Raw genomic sequence first — 24,451 nt, forward strand, 5'->3', positions numbered from 1 at the left:
ATCGGTAGAATAAAGGGACAGCGGAAACAAAAAAGCCGTAGGCAGAACCGCCTACGGCTTTTTGTCTTTTCTTCCAGCTTCCCGATTTTAGCTTGGTTTAGTCGCGGCCTTCATCTCTTTCACGAAGGCGGTCAGGGCGTCGAGCATGGCCTGGGGGGTGTCCAGGTGCTGTTCGATGATCTTGACCACGGCCGAGCCGGAGATGGCACCGGCAGCGCCGGAGGCAATGGCGTCGCGCACTTGTTCCGGAGTGGAGATACCAAAGCCCAGCAGCGAAGGCGGCGCATTGTACTGCTTGAGGGTGGCCAGCAGGGTGTCTACCGGCTTGCCGGCCTTGGTTTCGGTGCCGGTCACCCCGGCGCGGCTCAGCAGATAGGTATAGCCGGAGCCGTTTTCGGCCACGGCCTTGAGGGTCGTTTCGTCACCGTTGGGCGGCGCGATAAAGATGGTTTCTATACCGGCCCGGTCGGCGGCGGCCTTGAAAGGCTCTGCCATTTCCAGCGGTACATCCGCCACCAGCACCGAGTCCACCCCCGCCTGGGCGGCCCGGCTGTAGAAGCTGTCCATCCCCGGCGCATAGACCAGGTTGGCATATACCAACAGGCCGATGGGCAGTTCGGGGTACTTTTCCCGAACCCGGGCGAGCATGTCGAAGCAGGTCTGGGTACGGGTGCCGGCCCCCCGGGCGCGCAGGGTGGCGGCCTGTATGGTGGGGCCGTCGGCGATGGGATCGGAGAAGGGAATGCCCAGCTCCAGGGCGTCGGCGCCGCCGGCCACCAGGGCGTCGATCACCTTGAGCGAGTGCTCCGGAGTGGGGTCGCCGAGGGTGACAAAGGGTACGAAGGCGCCTTCGCCGGCGGCCTTCAGGCGGTCAAACAGGCGGTCGTAGCGGCTCATTTGATTTCTCCTTGCTGTTCCAGAATATCGGCGACGGTAAAGATGTCCTTGTCGCCACGGCCGGACAGGTTGACCACCAGCACCTGCTCTTTCTCCGGCTCGGCCTCGGCCATTTTCAGGGCATAGGCCAGGGCGTGGGAAGACTCCAACGCCGGTATGATGCCTTCGTTGCGGGCCAGGGCCTGGAAGGCGTCGAGGGCTTCATCGTCGGTCACCGACACGTACTGGGCCCGGCCGGTGGTGGCAAGAAACGCGTGCTGGGGGCCGACCGAGGGGAAGTCGAGCCCGGCAGAAACGGAGTAGGATTCCTCCACCTGGCCGTCTTCGTCGTGCATCATCAGCGACAGCATGCCGAAGAACACACCCTTGCTGCCCTCACCCAGGGTGGCGCCGTGCTCGCCGGTATGAATGCCCTTGCCGGCGGGCTCCACGCCGATCAGTTTGACGTTTTCTTCATCGATAAAGTCGGCAAACAGGCCGATGGCGTTGGAGCCGCCGCCCACACAGGCGATGACCGCATCGGGCAGGCGCGCTTCGTGCTCAACTATTTGCACCTTGGCTTCTTCACCGATCATGCGCTGGAACTCGCGCACTATGGTAGGGAAGGGATGCGGACCGGCGGCTGTGCCCAGCAGGTAGTGGGCGTGGTCATAGTTGGCGGCCCAGTCACGCAGTGCCTCGGTGCAGGCATCTTTGAGGGTGGCGGAGCCGGAATGCACCGGTATCACCTCGGCACCCATCAGCTTCATGCGGAATACATTGGGCTTCTGGCGTTCGCAGTCCTTGGCGCCCATGTATACCCGGCATTTCAGGCCGAGCAGGGCACAGGCCAGGGCGGTGGCGACCCCATGCTGACCGGCGCCGGTTTCGGCGATGATCTCGGTTTTGCCCATGCGCTTGGCAAGCAGCGCCTGGCCCAGCACCTGGTTGGTCTTGTGGGCGCCACCGTGCAACAAGTCTTCCCGCTTCAGATAGATGCGGGTCCTGGTGTTGGCGGCCAGGTTGCGCACCCGGGTCAGCGGGGTGGGGCGGCCGGCGTATTCGGCCAGCAGTGAGCGGAATTCCCGCTCGAATTCAGGATCCTGCTCGGCGTCAACAAAGGCCTGCTCCAGCTGCAGCAGGGCCGGCATCAGGATCTGGGGCACATACATGCCGCCAAAATCGCCGAAAAAGGGGTTCAATAGGCTCATAGTGTAGTTATCCTGCGTCCGTAATGTCTCAGAGTTGCGAAGGCGGTGTTCAGCTTGGCCGGGTCTTTCTGGCCGGGGGCGCTCTCCACGCCGGAATTCAGGTCCAGGCCGATGCAGCCCAGGGCGGCGGCGGCGGCGGCATTCACCGGGCTCAGGCCGCCGGCCAGCATGGCGGTGGATTTGTCTGTCTCGGCCAGCAGTGACCAGTCAAAGGCCTGGCCGGTGCCGCCGCTCTGGCCGCCCGCCTGGGTATCGAACAGCAGGCGATCGGCCTGCTGTGGCAGGGGCGGCAGGGCATCGCTTACCGGCACCGCTTTCCACACAGATATTTCGGGCAGTTGCTGTTTCAGTTCACCGATATAGGCGTCGTCTTCCTGGCCGTGCAGCTGGACCGCAGAGAGGCCCAGTTCACGGGCGGTACTCGCCACCTCTGCCTGGGGCCGGTTTCTGAACACGCCCACATAGTTGAGCGGGGCGGCGGCCATCACGGTCCGGGCCTGATTGATATCCACGCAGCGGGGGCTCCCTGCCACGAAGATCAGGCCGCCGAACGCGGCGCCGGCCTGGTAGGCGGCGGCGGCGTCCTGGGGACGGGTCAGGCCGCAGACCTTGTTGTCACCCAGGATCAGCCGACGGGCGGCCATATCCAGATCTGTTTCGGCCATCAGCGAGCTGCCCACCAGGAAGCCGTCCGCATGGGCAGACAGCTCCTTCACCTGGCTGTGCCGGTAGATGCCGGATTCGGATATGACAATGCGATCCTCGGGGATCATCGCGGAAAGCACCCGTGTACGCTCGAGATCTATGCTCAAATCGCGCAGATCGCGGTTATTGATGCCGATCACCTTGGCATCCAGCGCAATGGCCCGCTGTACTTCTTCCGGGCTTATAACTTCGGTGAGCACCCCCATGTTCAGGGATTTGGCCACGGCGGCAAGCTCGCGATACTGGTTGTCGTCGACCACCGACAGCATCAGCAGGATGGCGTCGGCCTGGTAGTGACGGGCCAGCTTGATCTGGTAGGGATCTATGATGAAGTCCTTGCAGATCACCGGTTGGCTGACCCGGCTGCGCACCTGGGTAACGTATTCGAACCGGCCCTGAAAGTATTTCTCGTCGGTGAGTACCGAAATGGCCGAGGCGTAACGGCCGTAGGTATCGGCGATGGCTTCCGGGTTGAAGTCTTCGCGGATCAGGCCCTTGGAGGGCGACGCCTTCTTGCACTCAAGGATAAAAGCCGGCTTGCCGGCCGCCAGGGCGGCCTCGAAGTGGCGCTCGCTGGGCACCAGCGAGGCTTCGAATTCTGTCAGCGGCTGGCTCTGCTTGCGGGCTTCCACCCAGGTTTTCTTGTCGGCGACGATTTTGCCGAGTACCGTGTTTAGCATTGACTTAACTCCGCCAGTTTCTTGACTACTTCCATGGCTTTGCCCGACTTTAACACAGCCAGCACCTGGCTAACCGCTTCTTTTAAGGTCTCGGCCTGACCGCTCATCACCAATAGCGGCGCCACGTTCATGGCAATCACGCCTTGTTGGGCCGGCGTGCCCCCGCCTTGCAGCAGGTTTAAGGTAATGGCCTTGTTTTCACTGGGCTCGCCGCCGGCAATGGCGCTGATAGGGTAACGCTCCAGGCCCAGCTCTTCGGGCGTGATGCTGTATTCGCTGATCACGCCGTTGTTGATTTCCGCCACCGTGGTGGGGCCGTGAATGGCGACTTCATCCAGGCCGCTGCCATGTACGACCATGCCGCGTTTCAGGCCCATGGTCAGCAGGGTGTCGGCAATGGGGCGCACCAGATGCTCGGAATAGACCCCCAGCAGCATAAAGTCGGGCCGGGCCGGGTTGACCAGTGGGCCCAGCACGTTGAAGATAGTGCGGGTTTTCAGGGCCTGGCGCACCGGCATGGCATTGCGCATGCCACCGTGGTAGTTGGGGGCAAACAGGAAACAGGCGTTTACTTCATCCAGGCAGTGGCGGGCACGCTCCGGGCTCATGTTCAGGTCGATACCCAGTTGCTCAAGCAGGTCGGAAGAACCGGATTTGGAAGACACGCCGCGGTTGCCGTGCTTGGCTACTTTTATGCCGCAGGCGGCGGCCACCAGTGCCGAGGTGGTCGACACGTTTATGATGTTCATGCCATCGCCACCGGTGCCGACGATGTCGCAAAAGGCGTAGTCGGGCCGGGGGAAGGGCGAGGCGGCCTCCAGCAAGGCCTGAGCCGCACCGGCAATTTCATCCGGCGTTTCGCCTTTCATTTTCAGCACGGTCAGCAAAGAGGCCATGGTCATCTGATCCATGTCGCCCTTGATCAGCTCACCAAACAAGGCCTTGGCCTGGTTGCGGCTAATATGCTCGCCGCGATACAGCTGCTCCATGGCTTTGGTTTCCGGCGCGCTTAAAAAGGCCAGGCTTTGGGACAAAAGCTGTGCTCCCTCTGTGGTCATGATGGATTCGGGATGGAATTGAAATCCCAATACCCGCTTGGCGGTATCCTGTACCGCCATGGTCATGCCATGGTAGTCGGCGATGACCGGCAAGGTGCTGGGGATTTTGGTGCCCACCAGCGAGTGATAACGGGCCACCGGTAGTGGGTTGGACAGGTTGGCAAACACCCCCTGGCCGTTATGGCTGATAAGCGAGGTCTTGCCGTGCTTGATTTCACCGGCGCTTTCCACGATGCCGCCGTAGTGCTCCACCAGGGCCTGATGACCAAGGCAAATGCCCAGGATGGGGAAGCGGCCGATGCAGGCATTAATGAGGGCCGGCATATTACCGGCTTCGCTGGGAATGCCGGGGCCTGGCGAGAGCACCAGTATGGGCCGCTCGCCTTGCAGCTCACCTTGCTCCATGGCGGCGACGAGTTGCGCCACCGGTACCGTGTTGCGATATACCTTAACGGTGGCACCCAGGGTACGAAACTGATCCACCAGGTTGTAGGTGAAGGAGTCGTAGTTATCCAGCAAAAAAATGGTATTAGTCATGGCTTACCTCCGCCAGTGTGGTGCCGTGGGCCAGGGCGATGGCATTGAGTACCGCTGCGGCCTTGTTGCGGGTTTCGTCGGCTTCCGACTGGGGGGATGAGTCATAGACCACGCCGGCGCCGGCCTGCACGTGGGCTACACCGTTGCTGACAAAGGCGGAGCGGATGACGATGCAGGTGTCCATGTCGCCCAGGCCGTTAACGTAGCCCACGGCACCGCCATAGCTGCCTCGGCGTTGCTGTTCCACCTGGCGGATCAGTTCGCTGGCACTAATCTTGGGGGCGCCGGTCAGGGTGCCCATGTTCATGCAGGCCTGATAGCCGTGCAGGGCGTCCAGGTCGTGGCGAAGGGTACCCACCACCCGCGACACCAGGTGCATTACGTGGCTGTAGCGATCAACGCTGAGCAGATCCTTCACATAACGGCTGCCGGGCTCGCAAATGCGGGCGATATCGTTGCGTGCCAGGTCAACCAGCATCAGGTGCTCGGCGGTTTCCTTTTCGTCCTGGCGCAGATCCAGCTCGATACGGCCGTCCAGATCCAGGTTGATGCTGCCGTCCGGGTTGAAGCCGCGCTTGCGGGTACCGGCAATAGGGTACATTTCCACCTGACGGTTGCTGTGGTCAAACTTGACCGAGCTCTCGGGGCTGGCACCGAACAGGATGAAGTCCTGATCGTTGACATAGAACATGTAAGGGCTGGGATTGGTTTGTTTGAGCTTGCGGTAGGCGGCCAGCGGGCTCGGGCAGGACAGGCTGAAGCTGCGCGATGGCACTACCTGGAAAATATCACCCGCCAGGATGTGTTCTTTCAGGTTGACCACGTCGGCCCTGAATTCGGCATCGCTCTTGCTGGCCTGTATCTTGCCCTCGAGTCGCTCGCCGGCTGTGGGTTCCGGGTGTTGCTGAGCGCAGGCGTGGGCCAGTTGATCCAGCCGAACCTGCAAGCGGGGCTGTTCGGTCGGGTGGAAGACACAGGCAGACAACCGGCCTGTTTCCTGCTTGTGATCCAGGGTTATCAGGGTTTCGGCCAGGTAGAAACAGAAGTCGGGGCAGGTGTTGATGCCCTCGGAAACGTCCGGCAGCTGTTCGAAGGAGGCAATCAGATCGTAAGAGAAGGTGCCGGCCATAAACAGATGCTGCTGGCCCTGGCTGGCGGTGAAGCGGGTCAGAATAAGGCGCAGGGTGTGCAGCACGGACGGGGCCTTGAGGCGGCTGTCTTCGTCCAGGTTGGCATCGGCCTGGGGCAGGGTAACCACCAGCTGCTGCTCGGTGCGTTTGCCGCCGAGCGTCTCTTCAACCAGATCCAGGGCGGGCAGGCCGTTGGCATTGAGGGCTGTCAGGGTTACCTGATGGTGCCGGCATACCAGGCGCACACAGGCGTCCAGCATCAGCAGGCTCTGGGTGCCCGATTTGGTGTCAATTTCGGCGGATTCCAGCAATACGCTGTTGTCGCCGGGTTGGGTGAGGGCTGCGAATAACGCGAGCGGATCATCGGTATAGGGGGCTTCTTGCGATAAAACCTGGAGCTGACCTTGCGCCATTATGGATTCCTTTTGCTGTTAGTTGCGGTCATCGGGTATCTGTCTGATGACCTGACTGGCAATGTCATTGTCGGTAATGCTGATAAACGACGGCTGTACCGGCGTGAAAAACGGTTGTTGGGTCAGCCATCGCCAAAAAATACCGCTTGTCGGTTTCATCGGATCACCTTTTGCTGGATAATAAAAAAGCCCGCATGGTTGCGGGCTTTTGGTTTTCGCTGATCGTAAAACAAACACAGCAAATCACACCACCCGCTTCAGGGAGTGTGCCACCACCAAATGGTCAGAGTGGAAAATTGCCGGTTCATCACGCTCATCTCGTTAATCAGAAACTGGACATAGTAAAACGATAATCAGGGGGGCAAGTCAACCCCAACCACAGGATTTTTTATGCGTATCGATCTGCACAGCCATTCCACCGCCTCGGATGGTCAGCTCAGCCCCGCCGAGCTGCTGGCCCGGGCTGCGGAAAAAGAAGTGGATGTGCTGGCCCTGACCGACCACGATACGGTGGCCGGGCTGGCCGAGGCCCGGCAGGCAGCCGAACTTCACGGGGTCCGTCTGATCGACGGGGTGGAGATTTCCTGTCTGTGGGAAAGCAAGGAAATTCATGTGGTTGGCCTGAATATCGATCCGCAGCACGGGCCACTCCTCCAACTGCTTGATGAACAGCAGCAGCGGCGCGAAGCGCGGGCGCAGCTGATGGGCGAGCGGCTGGCCAGGGCCCGGTTCCCGGGGGGCTATGAGGGGGCCCGGGCATTGGCCGGGGATGCCCCCATCACCCGTACCCATATGGCGCGCTGGCTGCTGAGCCAAGGGGCGGCCGACAACATGGGCAAGGTATTCAGGAAATACCTGAGCCGGGGCAACCCGGGCTATGTGCCGCCGGCCTGGTGTTCATTGGCCGAGGCGGTCGGCACTATCCAGCAGGCGGGTGGGGTGGCAGTGGTTGCCCACCCGACCCGCTACGAGCTGTCGAACAAGTGGATCAAGCGGTTGCTGGCGGATTTTGCTGCGGCCGGCGGCGATGCCATGGAGGTCTCCATGGCCCAGCAGAGTCCCCAGGAACGTGCTACGTTGGGTCAATGGAGCAAGGAACATCGGCTGGCGGCTTCGGTGGGATCCGATTTTCATTTTCCCAGCCAGTGGCGGGAGCTGGGACGGCAATTATGGCTACCCAAGGAAGCCACGCCAGTATGGACGCGTTTTATCTAAATCATTCCGGGAGGAATTATGAGTCAATTTTTTGAAATCCATCCAGACAACCCCCAGCCCCGACTGATCAATCAGGCGGTGGCCATAGTGCGCCAGGGCGGGGTGCTGGTGTATCCCACCGACTCCGGTTATGCCCTCGGTTGCCTGGTGGGCGACAAGGGGGCCATGGAGCAAATCTGCCGCATTCGCAAGATTGAAAAGGATCACAACTTTACCCTGGTGTGCCGGGATCTGTCCGAACTGTCGTTTTACGCCCGAGTCGAGAATTCCGTGTTTCGGCTGATGAAAAACAATACCCCCGGCGCCTATACTTTTATCCTGCGGGCCACCAAGGAAGTCCCCAAGCGGCTGCAGAATCCCAAGCGCAAGACCATCGGCCTGCGGGTGCCGGATCATGCCATCAGCCTGGCACTGCTCGAGGCCCTGGGCGAGCCCTTGATGTCCTGCAGCCTGATCCTGCCCGGGGAGCAAGAGGCGGAATACGATCCCCAGCTGATCCGCCAGCGGCTGGAAAAGCAGGTTAACCTGATTATCGACGGCGGCGTGCTGGATCCCAAACCCACCACCGTCATCGATTTATATGATGAAACGCCGATTATCGTGCGCCAGGGCGCCGGCGATGTCCGCCCCTTTGAGTAAGGCCAGATTGCAATGACTGAAAAATTACAGAAAGTACTGGCCCGCGCCGGTAAAGGTTCGCGCCGCGAGATTGAAGAGCTGATCAGCCACGGTCGGGTCAGCGTCAATGGCCAGGTGGCCAAGCTGGGGGATCGGGTGACCGGCTCCGAAAACATCCGGGTCGACGGCCATGTGGTGGAAACCCAGGCCCCGGCGGAGATCGTCTGCCAGGTGCTGGCCTATCACAAGCCCGAAGGCGAGGTCAGCACCCGCAAGGATCCGGAAGGCCGGCCGACCGTATTTGACCGCCTGCCCAAGCTGCAGGGTGCCCGCTGGGTGGCCGTCGGCCGGCTGGATGTCAATACCTCGGGGCTGCTGTTGTTTACCACCGATGGTGAGTTGGCCAACCGGCTGATGCATCCCCGCCATGAAATCGACCGGGAATACGCGGTGCGGGTATTCGGCGAGGTGAACGAGGCCATGCTGCAACGGCTGCGCAAGGGCGTGATGCTGGAAGACGGCCTGGCCAAGTTCGAAACCCTGAAATACAGCGGCGGCGAGGGCATGAACCACTGGTTCCATGTCACCCTGAAGGAAGGCCGCAACCGGGAAGTTCGTCGGTTGTGGGAATCCCAGGATGTGCAGGTTAGCCGGTTGATCCGGGTCCGTTACGGCAAGATAGAGCTGCCGCGTACCCTGCCGCGTGGCGGCTGGGCCGAGCTGCCGCTGGAGCAGGTAAACTACCTGCGCAAGGAAGTGGGTCTGGATGAGGAAGCCCGCAGCAAGGTGGATGTGCATGCCTCCGAGCGTTACAAGCAGGTAGCCCAGATCCGCAAGGCGGTGCGTAAACACAACTCGCGGGTCAAGGGCACCCAGAAGAAAGAAACCCCGGCCCGTCCGCGCAGCCCGGGTCAGCGCCAGAAGCGCAAGACCCGTATGTAAAGACGGCTTCAGGCGCTAAGCCAGAAGCGGCAAGATAAAACGGCGCAGGGGGTTCGGCTCCTGCGCCGTTTTTGATCATTGAATGCTCTTGTGGGTCTGCTCTTTTGTCGAAGGCCCGACCCCGGGGCGATTGGCCCAGGCCATCAGGCATTTTCACCAGTCTTCAGGCCTGTGGGAGGCGCGACCCCGCGGTGATATGGCCGAAGGCCATCAAAATATGGGAACCCTGCCAACTATTATCGCACCGAGGCCAGCCCTTGTGGGAGGCGCGACCCCGCGGCGAGTTGGCCGACAGGCCATCAAAAAATGAGAACCCAGCCCCTGGCCGATAATCCCGGCCAACTATCATCGAGCCAAGGTCGGCGCTCACACAAAGGTCGGCCCTTTGGCAGGGGGAATCCCGCGGGAACCTGATAGAAGGGAGCCTGGTTCCTACGCGCAGCATGGAAACCAGAACATTGCCCGGTAGGAGGCCCGGGGCGATGGGATCAGACTGCGAATTCCCGGCGGGAAAACTCCACGCGCTGCTCCGGGGTCATCTTGATATCCCGGCCCATTTTTTCGATCTTCCGGAGTCGGGGTACCAGGCCGGCGCCGTTGGCGGTCTGGATTGCCAGCCCGGGGCGGGCATTCAGCTCCAGCAGCATGGGCCCCTTCTGCTTGTCCAGTACCATATCGGTGCCGATATAGCCCAGGCCGGACATTTCATAGCAGGAAGATGCCAGGCTGAGCATCTCTTCCCAATAGGGCACCTTGAGCTCCAGCAGGTCCCGGCCCGTGTCCGGATGATATCGGATCGGCAGGTTGTGCTGAACGGCGCGGATGGCCCGCCCGGTGTTGATATCCAGCCCGACGCCCACCGCCCCCTGGTGCAGGTTGGCCTTGCCGTCAGAGGCTTCGGTCGACAGCCGCATCATGGCCATGATCGGAAAGCCCTTGAAGACGATGATACGAGTGTCGGGGACGCCCTCGAAGGAAAAGCCGTCGAACACATCGTCGAAGTTGATCAACGCCTCGATCAGCGCCACATCCGGCTTGCCCCCCAGGGAGAACAGGCCGGCGAGGATATTGGAGATATGCCGCTCCAGATCCCCAATGGTTTCTTCCTTGCCGCTGGGTTTGACGAAGCGCTCCCGGTCATGGCGCTCGATCACCAGTATGCCCTTGCCGCCCGAGCCCTTGGCCGGCTTGATACAGAAACCGGGCCAGTCCTTGATCATCTCCCACAGGTGAGATACCTGGTGTTGGTATTCCACCACCCCGATCAGCTCGGGCACGGTAACGCCCGCATCCAGGGAGATGCGCTTGGTGTGCAGCTTGTTATCCACCAGTGGATAGAGCCGGCGCGGGTTATAGCGGCTGATATAGGAAATGTTGCGCTTGTTCATGCCCATGATGCCCATGCGACGCAGGGCAAAGGGAGAGGCATATTCCTTGAAGATATTCCTGAGCATATCAGTCACCGCTCACCAGGGGTTTGAACCGCTTCAGCTCCAGCAGACGGTAGCCGGTGTAGTTACCCAGTACCAGTACCGCGGCCATCACCACCAGCTGCAATCCCAGGAAGTTGAAGGTGAGGTGGCGGATCAGTTCGTTGTTCATCGCCAGGAAGGCGGCCACCGCCACCAGCAGTGAGCCGCCGCCCTGCTTGACCACTTCCTTGACGCCCTCTTCCTCCCACAGGATGGACATCCGCTCTATGGTCCAGGCCAGGATGATCATTGGGAAGAAGGTGATCTTCATGCCTTGGGTCAGCCCCAGCTGATAGGCAACGATACTGAAGAAGCCGATGATACCGATCACCATGATGATCACCGCCGATATTCGTGCCACCAGCAGCAGGTTGAGGTGCGACAGGTAGGAGCGCAATATCAGGCCGGTGCCGACGATCAGCAGGAAGCCGACCAGACCGGTGAGCAGGCTGGTCTGGATAAAGGCCATGGCGATCAGTACCGGCATAAAGGTGCCCGAGGTCTTTACCCCGACGATGATGCGTAGGAACACTACCATCAGCACCCCTATGGGGATCAGCAGTATGCCCTTGAACAGCGCCTGTTCTTCCAGGGGCAGGTTATACAGGGACACGTTGATCCAGTCCGGCTCATCGAATTTCTGGGCCAGGGCGACATTGACCGGCCGCTCCTGCTCCAGCATGGTGAAGGTCACCCGGGAGTTGGAGCCGCCCACCAGATCCAGCACCGGTGCCGAATGGTATTCCCACAGCAGCAGGTTGTCCTGCTGTCCCTGCTTGCCGGTGATGGGGTTGAATATTTCGTAACGTTCCCCTTCATATACCTGCAGTATATCGACCAGCGGCTGACGGCGGCGGCCGTCTTCCAGCTCCAGGCCCTTCAGCAGCCGGGCCGGTACATCCGCCCGGTTGAGCAGATCCAGCAGCAGCTTGCCTGGGGTCTTGTACTGGGCAAGCAGCTCGGCATTCTGCCCCTTGTTGGACAGCTCCTTGAGCAGCTCCCGGGTCAGGGTGATGCCATCGGCGGATCTTTCCTGGGCCGCCGCCAGTACCTGATCCATGGCGGTGGCGTAGGGCTCGGCCACGGTCACGCCTTGGACCTCGGGGATCTCGGTCGAGAGCAGTTCCTTGGCAAAGGGATCCCGCATCATGTCGACCTTGTAATACAGCTCCTGGGGTCCGTCTGCTGTCCGAATCGACCATTCCGCCCGGGTATCGCCGGTGGCGTCGACAAATGACAGGCCATAGCCGGGAGATGCGGCGGACTCGTTCATCAGGGTAAAGCCGGGCTGGCTGCCGGGAATGGCCAGCGAGGCCTTGATTGGGTTACCCGAGGCTTCAAATTCCACCTTGGCTTCAATCGACCATATCTGGCGTTTTTCACCCGGCAGCCAGGGCACTTCATAGACGAAGTGGCGATGCAGCATCATGGCCAGCCCGACGATAAACAGGGCGGCAACAATCAGATAAAACGGCTTGCGTGAGTACATATAACCTACTTACTCGGAGGCTTTGGGACGCCTGGGGGTGCCCTGTACGTTCTGACGGGCAATATCCACCACGGCGATGTCTTTCAAAAATTCGCGACCCAGCAATATCGGGTAGGACATCTGGGAGCGATCGGTCAGGGTAAACTCGGTCTTTTCCGACAGCCTGCCGATTCGCATGGTCAGTGCCACCACCGGGCGGCGCTCACTGTCATCGGCGGATGCCTGGCGGATACGTACCCGCCGCACCAGGGGGGTTTCTACAATCAGCTCTTCGGCCACGCCTTCATGGGCCATGCTAAAGCTGACCCAGCGCTTGCCGTCCCGCTCGAATACGGTGATGTCTTTGGCGCTGAGCGAAGAGGTGGTGGCGCCGGTATCGATACGCGCCGGGAAGATGTCATTGACCGCCTCCAGCCAGACATCTTCGGTTTCCCCGACGATCAGCTTGCCGTCCCGGGTTTCGTCATGGGGGTAATCGTCGGTGTTTTTTGCCGCAGGAGAAGCCGGCGGCTGTTGCGTGGGCGACGGGGGAGGCGTCACTATGCGCTTTTTCAAGGATCTTATCTCCTGTTGCAGTGCCTTCATATAGGCATGATGGTTGGCACTAAGCTGGGTATTCTGGTTAAACATGGTCGCGGTCAGCCGGCTCTCCAGGCTGTTGAGGGAAGCCTCCAGCTGATCCTCGGTCACCGGTGCGGGCAATGGCGGCTCTTCCTGTCCGGATTGCAGGGCGCAGCCTGTCAGCGCCAGTGGTAACAACAGTGATATCACGGCTTTGTTCATATTTCCCCTCTTGCTGTCTGTTGGCTATCGGCGGGCTTGGTGGCGACGATAATGGCCCGTTTGGGCGCCGGATAGCCTTCTATAGTTTTGCCCGGATCCGCTGGATCGAGGTAGTCGGTCAGCGATTCGTTACGCATCCAGTCGGTACTGCGCTGTTCATCTACTGTTGTCAGGCTTTCATCTACTACCCGTATCTGTTCAAAACCGCACTTTTCCAGCCAGCCCACCAGTGCCCGGGTGCTGGGAATAAACCAGACATTGCGCATTTTTCCGTAGCGTTCACCGGGTACCAGTACCTGGTGCTCATTGCCGTCGATGACCAGGGTTTCCAACACCAGCTCACCGCCGGCGCGCAGCTGGGCCTTGAGTTGCAGTAGGTGATCTATCGGCGAGCGTCTGTGGTAGAGCACGCCCATGGAAAACACCGTATCGAAGGCCCTGAGTTCAGGTAATTCCTCAATACCCAAGGGTAGTAGCTGGACGCCCTGATAGGCATTGGCAAAATGACGCACGGCTTCGAACTGGCATAAAAACAGCTGTGACGGATCTATGCCTACCACCAGCTTGGCACCGGCACCGGCCATGCGCCACATGTGATAGCCGCTGCCGCAGCCCACATCCAGTACATATCGATGCTGTAGCGGGCTGATATGGGCTTTCAGCCGGTCCCATTTCCAGTCGGAACGCCATTCGGTGTCGATATGGATGCCGTGGATATGGTAGGGGCCCTTGCGCCAGGGATGAAACTGACGCAACAGGCTCTCGATCTTCTTCTGCTCGCCAGCGCTGACTTCACCGGGGCGGCCGATGGTGACGCCGTCGGTCAGCTCGATATGGTCGGTGGTGATGTTGGGCAGTTTGTGCAGGGCGCGCACCCAGCGGGCAAACTCCCCGTGCAGGTGCAGCTTTTGCCATTCGTGCAGCTGGGCAGGCAGGGTATGCAGCCAGTGTTGCAGGCGACTCTTGGCAATCCTTTGGTAAAAATTGCTGAAATCAATCATTTGATGGCGACCATGGAGCCAAAATTGAAGCACTGGAACCACATGTCCACATGCTGGAAACCGACCCGGGCCAGGCGGGCCTTATGCAGCTCGGGGGTGTCCGGTCGCATCACGTTTTCCAGGGCATTGCGCTTCTGGCTGATTTCCAGTTCGCTGTAGCCGTTGGCCCGCTTGAAGTCGTGATGCAAATCGATCAGTAGCTCGTTGACCTGGTTGTCGGGGCTCAGGAATTTCTCGCTCAGGATCAGTATGCCCCCGGGGTTGAGTCCCCGGTAGATGTTGGCCAGCAGGGCTTCGCGCCGGGCAGGATCGATAAACTGCAGGGTAAAGTTGAGCACCACTACAGACGCGTTTTCGATCTGCAGATCGCAGATATCGGCCTGCTGCAGCTCTACCTCGACATCCGACTTGAAACTGGCCAGGTGATTCTGTGCCCGCTCCAGCATGGCGGGAGAGTTGTCGACCGCGATAATCTTGCAGCCCGGCCGGGTCAGGTTGCGGCGCATTTCCTGGGTGGCTGCGCCCAGCGAGCAGCCCAGATCATAGAGCTGGCTGTCGGGCTGGGCAAAGCGGACGGTCATCATGCCGATGGCGGAAATGATATTGGAGTATCCGGGGACGGATCGTTTGATCATGTCCGGGAAGACCTCCGCAACGCGCTGGTCGAAGCAGAAGTCGCCAAGCTGGGCGATGGGTGCGGCAAAAATATGATCTTTTTCGTGCATGTATAACAAACAACCTTGGCTTATGGCGCAGATGGCTGCGCAAATTGGCCCGCATTGTAAAAGAAGCATTGCTGTTTGTCTTCTGGCCAGCTCGGGGCCGACCGCAAAATTTTATTAAAATAATTGACCCTGGCCGGCCTGGTGTCGACCCGGAAATTCAGCCAAAGGATGACCAAGGGTTTGCGCCAGACGGGCGGCCAAATCCGGTGCCTGGCGGTTATCGGCGGTATGCACAAACAGATAGACTGCTTTGTCCTGTTTCAGCCAATGATTAATGTGTGGCAGCCAGGGTTTCCAGAAGGAACTGTTCCGTGCCGGGTCGGGGTGGCCGATAAAACGGACAACCGGTGACGCACCGGTACCTATGATGTGCACCGGCACCCTGGGTTTTTTCGACTGGGCCTCAAGCAGGGCCGGGGTGTCGGGCGGACAGGAAAATACCGGCCGCGAGTCCATGATGATGCGGTTGGCCCCATGGCGGATCAACAGCCGGTTGAGTCGTCGTTCAGCTTCGCCCTTGGCGAAAAACGCCGGGTGGCGGACTTCCACCCCATAATTGAAAGAAGGCGGCAGGGTGGCCAGCAACCGATCCAGGCCGTCGAGCTGCTCCGGTCCCGTCGTGCCGGGCAGCTGCAGCATCAGCAACCCCAGCTTGTGGTGCAGGGGCGCCAGCTGGTTGATAAAATCCAGCGCCGCGGCCGTATTCTCCGCCAGTTGTCCCCGGTGGCTGATGGAGGAGGGAAACTTGAAGGTGAAGCGAAACGCGTCCGGGGTCTGGTTGTCCCAACGCCGCAGGCTGGCGGTGTCGGGCACGCCATAGAAGCTGGTATTGCCTTCCACCGTGTTGAACACGCCGCTATAGTCGGCCAGATGTTCACCGGTTTTCAGGCCCTTGCTCAGCAGTTGACCAGGCCAGGCGGGATGGGACCATTGGCTGAGGCCCAGATATAATGGCATATAACTCCTGAAAACATAGCTTGAAGCCGGAAGCCGCACGGCAGTGATAGTAATACCGAGGCCGGCCCGACATGATGCGCAGTCTGCCGGCCTTACCGGACCTACAACCGCAGCACTGAATACACCAACCACTCTATGGCTTTCAGCTTATAGCTGACGGCTAAAAGTTACCGCTTCGCGGTAAGATTTTACCGGCCTTCTGGTTTTCCATTATACTAGCGCGCTATTTACTGACAAATTCATGTCCCGCGGCGAGACTCGGCCGTGTGGCAACACCAAAGGAATACATCGATGCGCACTCATTATTGCGGGCAGGTTGACGCTGCCCTGGTTGGCCAGAGCGTGACCTTAAGTGGCTGGGTACATCGTCGTCGTGACCTGGGCGGCCTTATCTTTATCGATATGCGCGATCGAGAAGGCATAGTGCAGGTGTTCTTCGACCCGGACAAGGCCGAAGCCTATGAGCTGGCGGCGGGTCTGCGGGCCGAATTCTGCGTTCAGATAACCGGCCAGGTGCGTGCCCGCCCCGAATCCCAGGTGAACAAGGACATGGCCACCGGCGAGGTGGAAATCTTCGCCCACGAACTGACCATCATCAACAAGGCTGCGCCCCTGCCGCTGGATTTCAATCAGAACAACACCGAAGAGCAGCGCCTCAAGTTCCGTTATCTGGATCTGCGCCGTCCCGAGATGGCCCGCTTCCTGAAAACCCGCGCTCGGGTAACCAGCCGGGTACGCCGTTTCATGGACGAGCAGGGTTTCCTCGATATCGAAACCCCCATGTTGACCAAGGCCACCCCGGAAGGCGCCCGTGACTACCTGGTGCCGAGCCGGGTGCACAAGGGGCACTTCTATGCGTTGCCCCAGTCACCCCAGCTGTTCAAGCAGCTGCTGATGATGAGCGGCTTCGACCGTTACTACCAGATTGTGAAGTGCTTCCGCGATGAAGATCTGCGGGCCGATCGCCAGCCGGAATTCACCCAGATCGATGTGGAAACCTCCTTTATGAGCGCCGAAGAAGTGCGGGCCCTGATGGAGCAGTTGATCCGTGAACTATGGCTGGATGTGGCCGGTGATGACCTGGGCAGCTTCCCGATCATGACCCATGAAGAAGCCATGCGTCGCTACGGCTCGGACAAGCCGGATCTGCGCATCCCCATGGAGCTGACCGATATCGCCGATCTGGTCAAGGATGTGGACTTCCAGGTGTTCTCCGGGCCGGCCAACGATACCAAGGGGCGGGTGGCCGCGCTCAAGGTGCCGGGTGGTGCCCAACTTTCGCGCAAGCAGATCGATGAGTACGGCAAATTTGTCGGCATCTACGGTGCCAAGGGGCTGGCCTGGTTGAAGGTGAATGAGGCGGCCAAGGGCCTGGCGGGTGTTCAGTCGCCGGTGGCCAAGTTTCTGAACGAAGAGATTGTTGCCGAGCTGCTGGCCCGTACCGGCGCGGCCGACGGCGACGCCATTTTCTTTGGCGCCGACAATGCCAAGGTGGTGGCTGACGCCATGGGTGCCCTGCGTCTCAAGCTTGGCAAGGAGCTGGGGCTGGTGGAAAGCGGCTGGAAACCCCTGTGGGTGATTGACTTCCCGATGTTCGAGGAAGAAGCGGAGCGCCTGTACGCCATGCACCACCCCTTTACCGCCGCCAAGGACGTCAGCGCCGCCGAGCTGGAAGCCAATCCGTTGGTGGCGGTGGCCAATGCCTACGACATGGTGATCAACGGTTACGAAGTGGGCGGCGGTTCGGTGCGTATCCACAACAACGAAATGCAGCAGACCGTATTCCGCCTGCTGGGCATCAATGAAGAAGAGCAGAACGAGAAGTTCGGCTTCCTGCTCGATGCCCTCAAGTATGGCACCCCGCCCCATGCGGGTCTGGCCTTCGGCCTAGATCGGCTGGTGATGCTGCTCACCGGCACCGACAATATTCGGGATGTGATCGCCTTCCCGAAAACCACCACCGCCTCCTGCCTGCTGACCGATGCGCCCAGCCTGGCCGGCGCCGAGTCACTGGCGGAGCTGGCGATCAGCACCCGGCTGCCAAAAGCGGAACAATAAACCATGGCCTTCAAGCACCCCGAGTCGGTTCTGGTGCTGATCCACACCCCGGATCAGGTGCTGCTGCTGCAACGCAAGGACAACCCGGACTTCTGGCAGTCGGTGACCGGCAGCCTGGAGCCGGGAGAGTCCCGCATGCAGGCGGCGGCACGCGAGCTGGAAGAAGAAACCGGCCTGCGTCTGGATAAGGGGCTGGCATTGGTCGAGACCGGTCACAAGGTGCGCTTCGAGATTTATCCCCGCTGGCGGCACAGATACCGCCCCGGGGTGACTCATAACTGGGAATACGAATTTCACCTGTGTGTGCCCGAACCTCTCGAGGTGTGTCTGAGCGAGCACCTGGCCCAGGCCTGGCTGCCGTTAGAGCAGGCCCGGCACCAAGCCAGCTCCTGGACCAACAAAGAGGCCATCGACAGGTTAATCAACATCAGGAACAGCGGAGAAGAGACGTATGGCAGGTCATAGTAAATGGGCCAACATCAAACACCGCAAGGCGGCACAGGATGCCAAGCGCGGCAAAATTTTCACCAAGCTTATCCGTGAGCTGACCACGGCATCCCGGGAGGGCGGTTCGGATCCGGCCACCAACCCGCGACTGCGCGCGGCCATCGACAAGGCGTTGTCCAACAACATGACCCGCGACACCATAGATCGCGCGGTCAAGCGCGGGGCGGGGGAGCTGGACGGCCAGGTGCTGGAAACCATCGTCTATGAAGGCTATGGGCCCGGCGGTACCGCCGTGATGGTGGAGTGCATGACCGACAACCGTAACCGTACCGTATCCGAGGTGCGCCATGCCTTTTCCAGGAGCGGCGGTAACCTGGGCACCGACGGCTCGGTCGCCTACCTGTTCGAGAAGAAGGGGGTAATTTCCTACGCCGATGCCGACGAAGAAACCGTGATGGAAGCAGCATTGGAAGCCGGTGCCGAGGATGTGCAGGTCAACGAGGATGGTTCCATCGATGTCTACACCCTGTGGGAGGAGTTCGGTACTGTCAAGGATGCCATGGACGCCACCGGCCTGGAGGCGGAGAACGCCGAGGTGACCATGATCCCTTCGACCAACGCCGAGCTGGACGAAGATACGGCGCCCAAGTTCATGCGGTTGATCGACAACCTGGAAGACCTGGACGATGTGCAGGAGGTCTATCATAACGGCGAGATCTCCGACGAACTGGCGGACAAGCTCTGAAGCCTGAAGCTCGAAGCCTGAAGCTGGAAGAGGTTCCTGCTTCGGCTTCCAGCTTCCAGCTTCCAGCTTCCAGCTTCCAGCTTATGTCGATAATTCTCGGTATCGATCCCGGTTCGCGTATTACCGGCTACGGGGTGGTGCGCCACCTCGGTAATCGCATGGAATACCTGGGTTCGGGCTGCATCCGCATGAAGGATGAAGCCCTGGCTCCCCGGCTCAAACGCATCTACGACGGGGTCAGCGAAATCATATTGCAGTTCCAGCCCGAGCTATTCGCCATCGAACAGGTGTTTATGGCCCGCAACCCGGATTCGGCCCTCAAGCTGGGCCAGGCCCGGGGGGCGGCAATCGTGGCGGCGGCCAACGGCGGCCTGCCGGTTGCCGAGTATTCGGCCCGTCAGATCAAGCAGGCGGTGGTGGGACAGGGCGGCGCCGATAAAAGCCAGGTACAGCATATGGTATGCAAGCTGCTCAACCTGCCGGGTACACCCCAGGCGGATGCTGCCGATGCGTTGGCGGTGGCCCTGTGCCATGGCCATACCCAGCAAAGCCTGATCAGCATGGCCGGGCGGGTCAAGGGCGTGGTGCGCGGACGGCTACGTTAAAGACAGCTATAAGCTGTCAGCTTTAAGCTATAAGCTGATCGAGATGCTTGAAGGTATTTGGGCGCATTGTGGTTCCGGCAGTGTCTGCAGTTCGGGTAGGTCGGCGATGAGCGGAGCGAATCCCAACATTTATGCCGCAGACAGAGCCAAAGCGACCGATACGAAGCAATAACAACCATTCAACTCGGGCTGCTTTCGGCTTATCGCTGACAGCTTAAAGCTTTAAGCTGGAACCATGGATATTTATCCAGTTATTCATTATTCTTTGCGCAACAAAGTTTGGCGAGCGGAGAGCCCCAGTGATAGGTCGGTTAAAAGGCATCATTATCGAGAAGCAGGCCCCCGAAATCCTGCTTGACGTCAATGGCGTGGGCTATGAAGTGACCCTGCCCATGAGTTGTTTCTATGAGCTGCCCAAGGTGGGTGAACCGGTGACGGTGCTGACCCATTTCGTGGTGCGCGAAGATGCCCAGCTGTTGTTCGGCTTCAATACCAAGACCGAACGGGCCCTGTTCCGGGAGCTGATCAAGACCAACGGCGTCGGCCCCAAGCTGGCGTTGGCCATCCTTTCGGGTATGACCGCCGATCAGTTTATCTATAATGTCGAACAGGGCGAAATCGGCGCCCTGGTCAAGCTGCCCGGTGTCGGCAAGAAAACCGCCGAGCGGCTGATCGTCGAGATGCGCGATCGACTCAAGGGCTTTGGCGGCTATGATCTGTTCAACCCGGCTCCCGAGGGCGTTTCCGGTGGGAGTGCTGTGGCCGAGAGTGCCCGGGATGAAGCCATCGCCGCCCTGCAGGCCCTGGGCTACAAGGTCAGCCAGGCTGAGCAGGTGGTCAAGAAGGTACTCAAGCCCGAGATGGGCGCCGAGCAATTGATCCGCGAAGCCCTGCGGAGCATGGTGTAAGTCATGATAGAAGCGGATCGTTTTATTAATCCGGCTCCCCGCCGGGAAGAAGAAGTGATAGACAGGGCTATCCGGCCCAAGGCCCTGGCCGACTATCGGGGCCAGGATCATGTGCGCAGCCAGATGGAAATCTTTATCGAGGCGGCCCGTCGTCGTGAAGAAGCGCTCGATCACCTGCTGATCTTCGGTCCACCCGGCTTGGGCAAGACCACCCTGGCCAATATCGTGGCCAATGAGATGAAGGTCAATATCAAGACCACTTCGGGCCCCGTGTTGGAAAAAGCCGGCGATCTGGCGGCCATGCTCACCAACCTGGAGCCGGGGGATGTGCTGTTTATCGACGAAATCCACCGATTGAGCCCGGTGGTGGAAGAGATTCTCTATCCGGCGATGGAAGACTATCAGCTCGATATCATGATCGGCGAGGGGCCCGCGGCCCGCTCGATCAAGCTGGATTTGCCGCCTTTCACCCTGGTTGGGGCCACCACTCGCGCCGGCTCGCTGACATCGCCGCTGCGTGATCGATTCGGCATAGTCCAGCGTCTGGAGTTCTACCAGGTGGGGGATCTGGCCCATATCGTCAGCCGCAGCGCCGACAAGCTTGGATTGACCCTCAACGAGGAAGGCGCACTGGAAATGGCCCGTCGTGCCCGGGGTACGCCGCGGATTGCCAATCGCCTGCTGCGCCGGGTACGGGACTTTGCCGAGGTAAAGGGAACCGGGGTGATCGATGCGGCCATCGCCGCCCAGGCGCTGGATATGCTGGATGTCGACAAGCAGGGTTTCGACTATATGGATCGCAAGCTGCTCAATGCGGTACTCGACAAGTTCCTGGGTGGTCCGGTGGGGTTGGATAACCTGGCCGCCGCCATCGGTGAGGAAAAGGAAACCATCGAAGACGTGATCGAGCCCTATCTGATCCAGCAGGGGTTCCTGCAGCGTACGCCCAGAGGCCGTATTGCTACCCCACGCGCCTACCTGCATTTCGGTTTTGAGCTGCCGGAATCACGACTTGGGGATTAGGGGCCAGGCCACCCACCCTCAATTCACATTTCCCAATTCATTCCGGCTCCCGGCCGGGACAGTGACTGTCGTGCCCGGGGGCGGGTGTCTTCTTTCCTAAATTTTACTCAGGTATAGTATCCGCATCTTGATAAGAGCTATTGATCCTCAATGTCTGAATCCCGGTTTGACTGGCCGGTACGTATCTATTACGAAGATACCGATGCCGGTGGCATAGTTTACAACGCTAATTACCTGAAATTTATGGAAAGAGCCCGGACCGAGTGGTTGCGGGCCCTGGGCATAGAGCAAGACCGGCTGTTGGCCGAGGGGGTGGCCTTTGTGGTCCGTCATCTTACGCTTGATCTGCGGCGGGCCGCCCGTTTCAACGATCAGTTAAGGGTGACGGTGAGCGTCAAATTATTGAAGCGGGTTTCTATTGTTTTTGAGCAAGAAATTCTGGATGATGCCGGCCTTTGCCTGGCCAAGGGCGAAGTGGTGATCGCCTGCGTGGATATTGCTCAAATGAAACCCTTTGCCATTCCTGAACAGTTAATGGGAGTATTGTCGGGTGCACGCTGAAATTTCGTTTATCGGTTTGTTTTTACAAGCCAGTCTGCTGGTCAAGCTGGTGATGTTGCTGTTGATGGCGATGTCTGTCTTGTCCTGGGCCTTGATCATCAATCGACGCAAGACCCTGAATGCCGCCCGTAATGATGCGGATGTATTCGAAGACAAATTTTGGTCCGGCTCCGACCTGAGCCGCTTGTATCAGGAAACCAATGCCCGGCGGGACACGTTGGCAGGCATGGAGCAGATCTTCCATGCCGGTTTCAAGGAATTTATTCGCCTGCAAAAGCAGGGGCGCCATCAGGACAGTCTGCTGGAAGGGACCTACAGGACCATGCGGGTAGCCCTGTCCCGGGAAGTCGACCGCCTTGAGGCCAACCTGTCGCTGCTGGCAACCATTGGCTCGATCAGCCCCTATATCGGCCTGTTCGGCACCGTTTGGGGCATAATGAACGCCTTTATCGCCCTGGCAGAAGTGCAGCAGGCGACCCTGGCGATGGTGGCTCCCGGTATTGCCGAGGCATTGATTGCCACTGCATTGGGCCTGTTCGCGGCCATTCCTGCCGTTATTGCCTATAACCGTTTCAGCTATCAGGTGGAGCGTATCGAAAATCATCTGGCCAATTTTATGGATGAATTTTCGACCATTCTTAACCGTCAATCGGCAGCAGGTACCCAGTAATGCATGGTTATCAACGCAGGCGCCGGAAACGGGTGGCCGAGATCAACGTGGTGCCCTACATCGATGTGATGCTGGTGCTGCTGATCATCTTTATGGCAACCGCGCCCATGATTACCCAGGGGGTGAAGGTCGATCTGCCCCAGGCCGAGGCCGAGGCCCTGCCGGAGGACAGTGAAGCACCTATTATCGCCTCCATCGATGCCGAGGGTCGTTATTTTCTGGATGTTGGTGACAGCAGTGAACAGGCCATTGATCTGCTGGAGCTGGCCGGCATGGTGCAGTCCAAATTACGTATTACCCCCGAGGCCCCTGTGGTGGTCAAGGGCGATGCCAATGTACGCTACGATGCCGTGATTCAGCTGATGGCGACATTGAAGGCGGCAGGTGTGCCGACCGTTGGTCTGATGACGCAGCCGGAACAGTGACAGACCGATGAGAGAGCAAGGCAATATTCGCAGATCACTGCTGATATCACTGGGGCTTCACCTGCTGGTGGGCGTATTCATACTGGTGGGGGTCAACTTTGAACCGCCCCGGCGTCCCTCTCAGGCGGTATCCATCATAGAAGCGACCATGATAGATGACGGCATGGTGGCCGCGCAGGCAGAGCAGCTGAACCAGATGCTGGCCAAGCAACAACAGGAGCAGGCTGCCGAGCAAGCCAGGGCCGAGGCCCAGCGGCAGGCGGAGGAAGCCGCGCAGCGCCGCGCCGAGGAACAGGCCCGTGCCGAGGAAGCCGAGCGTTTGGCCCAGCAACAGAAAGCGGTCGCCGAGCAGAAAGCCCAGGCCGAGCGGGAACGGCAACAGGTGGTAGAGCAACAACGCAAGGCCGAAGAGGCTCGCAAGGCTGAAGAAGCGCGCAAGGCCGCAGAAGCCAAGAAACAGGCCGAAGCCGAGCAGCAGCGCAAGGCCGAAGAAGCCCAAAAGGCATTGGCGGCCAAGAAGAAGGCCGAGGCCGAACAGCAACGCAAGGCCGAAGAAGCCAGGAAAGCGGCGGAGGCCAAGAAACAGGCCGAGGCCGAGCAGCAGCGCAAGGCCGAAGAAGCCAGGAAAGCGGCGGAGGCCAAGAAACAGGCCGAGGCCGAACAGCAGCGCAAGGCCGAAGAGGCCAGGAAAGCGGCGGAGGCCAAGAAACAGGCCGAGGCCGAACAGCAGCGCAAGGCCGAAGAGGCCAGGAAGGCGGCGGAGGCCAAGAAACAGGCCGAGGCCGAGCAGCAGCGCAAGGCCGAAGAAGCCAGGAAACAGGCCGAAGCCGAACGCAAGCAGCGTGAGCAAGAGCAGGCCCTGAAAGATCTTGAGTCGCTGATGGGCGGCAGTGCCGGTGGCGCCAATTCCGGCGCTTCGGCGGCAGAAGTTGACCGTTATAAGGGCATGATCATTGCCGCCATTCAGCGGAACTGGTTGGTTGATCCTAGTATGGTAGGCAAACAGTGTGTCATTAATGTACGGGTCGCCCCCGATGGCCTGATCCTTCAGGTCAGTGAGGGACAGGGCGATGGGGCAGTTTGTCGTTCGGCAAAAAACGCGGTGCACAAGACCGGCTCATTACCCATGCCGAACGATGCCAATGCACGCAAGCAGTTACAAAACTTGAATCTGACACTGATACCGAGGCTCTAGTT

The 24,451-nt window shown here is 59.8% G+C and carries 25 protein-coding genes, 1 pseudogene and 1 other annotated feature; of the genes and pseudogenes, 13 read left to right on the forward strand and 13 right to left on the reverse strand.

Annotation, left to right across the window (positions count from 1 at the left end):
• Window positions 1-87 precede the first annotated feature (87 nt).
• The 7 genes and pseudogenes from trpA to DCS96_RS18475 all read right to left on the reverse strand — a co-directional run bounded on the left by trpA (window position 88) and on the right by DCS96_RS18475 (window position 6,769).
• The gene (trpA, locus tag DCS96_RS01155) at window positions 88-897 is read right to left on the reverse strand and encodes a tryptophan synthase subunit alpha (protein WP_116472548.1); all 810 of its coding nucleotides are present in this window, start codon (window positions 895-897) and stop codon (window positions 88-90) included.
• On the reverse strand, window positions 894-2,087 hold the full coding sequence (gene trpB, locus DCS96_RS01160; protein WP_116472549.1) for a tryptophan synthase subunit beta: 1,194 nt from the start codon (window positions 2,085-2,087) through the stop codon (window positions 894-896). The genes trpA and trpB overlap by 4 nt, the downstream gene beginning before the upstream one ends.
• Window positions 2,084-3,472 carry a bifunctional indole-3-glycerol-phosphate synthase TrpC/phosphoribosylanthranilate isomerase TrpF gene (trpCF, locus tag DCS96_RS01165; protein ID WP_116472550.1) on the reverse strand — a complete coding sequence of 463 codons (1,389 nt, stop codon included), beginning with the start codon at window positions 3,470-3,472 and terminating at the stop codon, window positions 2,084-2,086. The genes trpB and trpCF overlap by 4 nt, the downstream gene beginning before the upstream one ends.
• A complete protein-coding gene (gene trpD / locus DCS96_RS18735) occupies window positions 3,466-4,461 on the reverse strand; it encodes an anthranilate phosphoribosyltransferase (RefSeq protein WP_232818237.1) in 996 nt (331 codons plus the stop codon). The genes trpCF and trpD overlap by 7 nt, the downstream gene beginning before the upstream one ends.
• 9 nt (window positions 4,462-4,470) lie before the next feature.
• Window positions 4,471-5,067 (reverse strand): annotated as a pseudogene (locus DCS96_RS18740) (aminodeoxychorismate/anthranilate synthase component II); the annotation flags it as partial.
• A complete protein-coding gene (locus tag DCS96_RS01175) occupies window positions 5,060-6,610 on the reverse strand; it encodes an anthranilate synthase component 1 (RefSeq protein ID WP_116472552.1) in 1,551 nt (516 codons plus the stop codon). The pseudogene DCS96_RS18740 and the gene DCS96_RS01175, both read right to left, overlap by 8 nt.
• 18 nt (window positions 6,611-6,628) lie before the next feature.
• Window positions 6,629-6,769 (reverse strand): hypothetical protein, encoded by a 141-nt coding sequence (locus tag DCS96_RS18475; RefSeq protein WP_157953549.1) that lies wholly within the window; start codon window positions 6,767-6,769, stop codon window positions 6,629-6,631.
• 21 nt (window positions 6,770-6,790) lie between these two features.
• Window positions 6,791-6,891 (reverse strand) — a sequence feature (Trp leader region).
• A 109-nt stretch (window positions 6,892-7,000) separates the two neighbouring features.
• Here DCS96_RS18475 and rnm point away from each other — a divergent pair.
• The 3 genes from rnm to rluB are packed head-to-tail and all read left to right on the forward strand — an operon-like array spanning window position 7,001 to window position 9,385.
• Complete coding sequence (rnm, locus tag DCS96_RS01180; protein WP_116472553.1) at window positions 7,001-7,825, forward strand: RNase RNM; 825 nt, start codon at window positions 7,001-7,003, stop codon at window positions 7,823-7,825.
• A gap of 18 nt (window positions 7,826-7,843) precedes the next feature.
• Window positions 7,844-8,464, forward strand: a complete 621-nt coding sequence (locus DCS96_RS01185) for an L-threonylcarbamoyladenylate synthase (RefSeq protein WP_116472554.1) — start codon at window positions 7,844-7,846, stop codon at window positions 8,462-8,464.
• A gap of 12 nt (window positions 8,465-8,476) precedes the next feature.
• Complete coding sequence (rluB, locus tag DCS96_RS01190; RefSeq protein ID WP_116472555.1) at window positions 8,477-9,385, forward strand: 23S rRNA pseudouridine(2605) synthase RluB; 909 nt, start codon at window positions 8,477-8,479, stop codon at window positions 9,383-9,385.
• 488 nt (window positions 9,386-9,873) lie between these two features.
• On the opposite strand, the gene DCS96_RS01195 is transcribed toward rluB, so the two are convergent.
• The 6 genes from DCS96_RS01195 to DCS96_RS01220 form a co-directional block, all read right to left on the reverse strand.
• Complete coding sequence (locus DCS96_RS01195; protein WP_116472556.1) at window positions 9,874-10,839, reverse strand: alpha-L-glutamate ligase-like protein; 966 nt, start codon at window positions 10,837-10,839, stop codon at window positions 9,874-9,876.
• A gap of 1 nt (window position 10,840) precedes the next feature.
• Window positions 10,841-12,346, reverse strand: a complete 1,506-nt coding sequence (locus DCS96_RS01200; protein ID WP_116472557.1) for an inactive transglutaminase family protein — start codon at window positions 12,344-12,346, stop codon at window positions 10,841-10,843.
• Between the two features lie 9 nt (window positions 12,347-12,355).
• The gene (locus DCS96_RS01205) at window positions 12,356-13,129 is read right to left on the reverse strand and encodes an ATP-dependent zinc protease family protein (protein ID WP_116472558.1); all 774 of its coding nucleotides are present in this window, start codon (window positions 13,127-13,129) and stop codon (window positions 12,356-12,358) included.
• Window positions 13,126-14,130: a tRNA 5-methoxyuridine(34)/uridine 5-oxyacetic acid(34) synthase CmoB gene (cmoB, locus tag DCS96_RS01210; RefSeq protein WP_116472559.1), complete on the reverse strand. Its 1,005-nt coding sequence runs from the start codon at window positions 14,128-14,130 to the stop codon at window positions 13,126-13,128. Before cmoB ends, DCS96_RS01205 begins: the two co-directional genes overlap by 4 nt.
• Window positions 14,127-14,855 carry a carboxy-S-adenosyl-L-methionine synthase CmoA gene (gene cmoA / locus DCS96_RS01215; RefSeq protein WP_116472560.1) on the reverse strand — a complete coding sequence of 243 codons (729 nt, stop codon included), beginning with the start codon at window positions 14,853-14,855 and terminating at the stop codon, window positions 14,127-14,129. The genes cmoB and cmoA overlap by 4 nt, the downstream gene beginning before the upstream one ends.
• A gap of 114 nt (window positions 14,856-14,969) precedes the next feature.
• The gene (locus DCS96_RS01220) at window positions 14,970-15,812 is read right to left on the reverse strand and encodes a DUF72 domain-containing protein (RefSeq protein WP_116472561.1); all 843 of its coding nucleotides are present in this window, start codon (window positions 15,810-15,812) and stop codon (window positions 14,970-14,972) included.
• Window positions 15,813-16,103: 291 nt separating this feature from the next.
• Here DCS96_RS01220 and aspS point away from each other — a divergent pair, with 291 nt between their 5' ends.
• From aspS to tolA, 10 genes are all read left to right on the forward strand, one after another.
• Window positions 16,104-17,870 carry an aspartate--tRNA ligase gene (gene aspS, locus DCS96_RS01225; protein ID WP_116472562.1) on the forward strand — a complete coding sequence of 589 codons (1,767 nt, stop codon included), beginning with the start codon at window positions 16,104-16,106 and terminating at the stop codon, window positions 17,868-17,870.
• A gap of 3 nt (window positions 17,871-17,873) precedes the next feature.
• On the forward strand, window positions 17,874-18,335 hold the full coding sequence (gene nudB, locus DCS96_RS01230) for a dihydroneopterin triphosphate diphosphatase (RefSeq protein WP_116472563.1): 462 nt from the start codon (window positions 17,874-17,876) through the stop codon (window positions 18,333-18,335).
• The gene (locus DCS96_RS01235) at window positions 18,322-19,062 is read left to right on the forward strand and encodes a YebC/PmpR family DNA-binding transcriptional regulator (RefSeq protein ID WP_116472564.1); all 741 of its coding nucleotides are present in this window, start codon (window positions 18,322-18,324) and stop codon (window positions 19,060-19,062) included. Before nudB ends, DCS96_RS01235 begins: the two co-directional genes overlap by 14 nt.
• An 83-nt stretch (window positions 19,063-19,145) precedes the next feature.
• Complete coding sequence (gene ruvC, locus DCS96_RS01240; protein WP_116472565.1) at window positions 19,146-19,667, forward strand: crossover junction endodeoxyribonuclease RuvC; 522 nt, start codon at window positions 19,146-19,148, stop codon at window positions 19,665-19,667.
• 299 nt (window positions 19,668-19,966) lie between these two features.
• Complete coding sequence (gene ruvA / locus DCS96_RS01245) at window positions 19,967-20,575, forward strand: Holliday junction branch migration protein RuvA (protein WP_116472566.1); 609 nt, start codon at window positions 19,967-19,969, stop codon at window positions 20,573-20,575.
• 3 nt (window positions 20,576-20,578) lie between these two features.
• Window positions 20,579-21,598 (forward strand): Holliday junction branch migration DNA helicase RuvB, encoded by a 1,020-nt coding sequence (gene ruvB, locus DCS96_RS01250; protein WP_116472567.1) that lies wholly within the window; start codon window positions 20,579-20,581, stop codon window positions 21,596-21,598.
• A gap of 150 nt (window positions 21,599-21,748) precedes the next feature.
• Window positions 21,749-22,159 (forward strand): tol-pal system-associated acyl-CoA thioesterase, encoded by a 411-nt coding sequence (ybgC, locus tag DCS96_RS01255; RefSeq protein ID WP_116472568.1) that lies wholly within the window; start codon window positions 21,749-21,751, stop codon window positions 22,157-22,159.
• A complete protein-coding gene (gene tolQ / locus DCS96_RS01260) occupies window positions 22,149-22,829 on the forward strand; it encodes a protein TolQ (RefSeq protein ID WP_116472569.1) in 681 nt (226 codons plus the stop codon). The genes ybgC and tolQ overlap by 11 nt, the downstream gene beginning before the upstream one ends.
• A complete protein-coding gene (tolR, locus tag DCS96_RS01265; protein ID WP_116472570.1) occupies window positions 22,829-23,254 on the forward strand; it encodes a protein TolR in 426 nt (141 codons plus the stop codon). Before tolQ ends, tolR begins: the two co-directional genes overlap by 1 nt.
• A 7-nt stretch (window positions 23,255-23,261) precedes the next feature.
• Window positions 23,262-24,449 carry a cell envelope integrity protein TolA gene (gene tolA, locus DCS96_RS01270; protein ID WP_116472571.1) on the forward strand — a complete coding sequence of 396 codons (1,188 nt, stop codon included), beginning with the start codon at window positions 23,262-23,264 and terminating at the stop codon, window positions 24,447-24,449.
• The last annotated feature ends 2 nt before the right edge of the window (window positions 24,450-24,451 follow it).

The sequence above is a fragment of the Zobellella maritima genome, assembly GCF_003075035.1.
GTDB lineage: Bacteria > Pseudomonadota > Gammaproteobacteria > Enterobacterales > Aeromonadaceae > Oceanimonas > Oceanimonas maritima.

Excerpts from the sequence above, each read along its gene's own strand:
- cmoA (WP_116472560.1), bottom strand. The coding sequence starts at position 14,855 with ATGCACGAAAAAGATCATATTTTTGCCGCACCCATCGCCCAGCTTGGC.
- trpCF (WP_116472550.1), bottom strand. The coding sequence starts at position 3,472 with ATGCTAAACACGGTACTCGGCAAAATCGTCGCCGACAAGAAAACCTGG.
- DCS96_RS01185 (WP_116472554.1), top strand. The coding sequence starts at position 7,844 with ATGAGTCAATTTTTTGAAATCCATCCAGACAACCCCCAGCCCCGACTG.
- aspS (WP_116472562.1), top strand. The coding sequence starts at position 16,104 with ATGCGCACTCATTATTGCGGGCAGGTTGACGCTGCCCTGGTTGGCCAG.
- DCS96_RS01220 (WP_116472561.1), bottom strand. The coding sequence starts at position 15,812 with ATGCCATTATATCTGGGCCTCAGCCAATGGTCCCATCCCGCCTGGCCT.
- ruvC (WP_116472565.1), top strand. The coding sequence starts at position 19,146 with ATGTCGATAATTCTCGGTATCGATCCCGGTTCGCGTATTACCGGCTAC.
- DCS96_RS01175 (WP_116472552.1), bottom strand. The coding sequence starts at position 6,610 with ATGGCGCAAGGTCAGCTCCAGGTTTTATCGCAAGAAGCCCCCTATACC.
- ybgC (WP_116472568.1), top strand. The coding sequence starts at position 21,749 with ATGTCTGAATCCCGGTTTGACTGGCCGGTACGTATCTATTACGAAGAT.
- tolR (WP_116472570.1), top strand. The coding sequence starts at position 22,829 with ATGCATGGTTATCAACGCAGGCGCCGGAAACGGGTGGCCGAGATCAAC.
- trpB (WP_116472549.1), bottom strand. The coding sequence starts at position 2,087 with ATGAGCCTATTGAACCCCTTTTTCGGCGATTTTGGCGGCATGTATGTG.
- trpD (WP_232818237.1), bottom strand. The coding sequence starts at position 4,461 with ATGGAGCAGCTGTATCGCGGCGAGCATATTAGCCGCAACCAGGCCAAG.
- DCS96_RS01205 (WP_116472558.1), bottom strand. The coding sequence starts at position 13,129 with ATGAACAAAGCCGTGATATCACTGTTGTTACCACTGGCGCTGACAGGC.
- DCS96_RS01200 (WP_116472557.1), bottom strand. The coding sequence starts at position 12,346 with ATGTACTCACGCAAGCCGTTTTATCTGATTGTTGCCGCCCTGTTTATC.
- DCS96_RS01195 (WP_116472556.1), bottom strand. The coding sequence starts at position 10,839 with ATGCTCAGGAATATCTTCAAGGAATATGCCTCTCCCTTTGCCCTGCGT.
- DCS96_RS01235 (WP_116472564.1), top strand. The coding sequence starts at position 18,322 with ATGGCAGGTCATAGTAAATGGGCCAACATCAAACACCGCAAGGCGGCA.
- cmoB (WP_116472559.1), bottom strand. The coding sequence starts at position 14,130 with ATGATTGATTTCAGCAATTTTTACCAAAGGATTGCCAAGAGTCGCCTG.
- rluB (WP_116472555.1), top strand. The coding sequence starts at position 8,477 with ATGACTGAAAAATTACAGAAAGTACTGGCCCGCGCCGGTAAAGGTTCG.
- DCS96_RS18475 (WP_157953549.1), bottom strand. The coding sequence starts at position 6,769 with ATGAAACCGACAAGCGGTATTTTTTGGCGATGGCTGACCCAACAACCG.
- rnm (WP_116472553.1), top strand. The coding sequence starts at position 7,001 with ATGCGTATCGATCTGCACAGCCATTCCACCGCCTCGGATGGTCAGCTC.
- ruvB (WP_116472567.1), top strand. The coding sequence starts at position 20,579 with ATGATAGAAGCGGATCGTTTTATTAATCCGGCTCCCCGCCGGGAAGAA.
- trpA (WP_116472548.1), bottom strand. The coding sequence starts at position 897 with ATGAGCCGCTACGACCGCCTGTTTGACCGCCTGAAGGCCGCCGGCGAA.
- tolA (WP_116472571.1), top strand. The coding sequence starts at position 23,262 with ATGAGAGAGCAAGGCAATATTCGCAGATCACTGCTGATATCACTGGGG.
- nudB (WP_116472563.1), top strand. The coding sequence starts at position 17,874 with ATGGCCTTCAAGCACCCCGAGTCGGTTCTGGTGCTGATCCACACCCCG.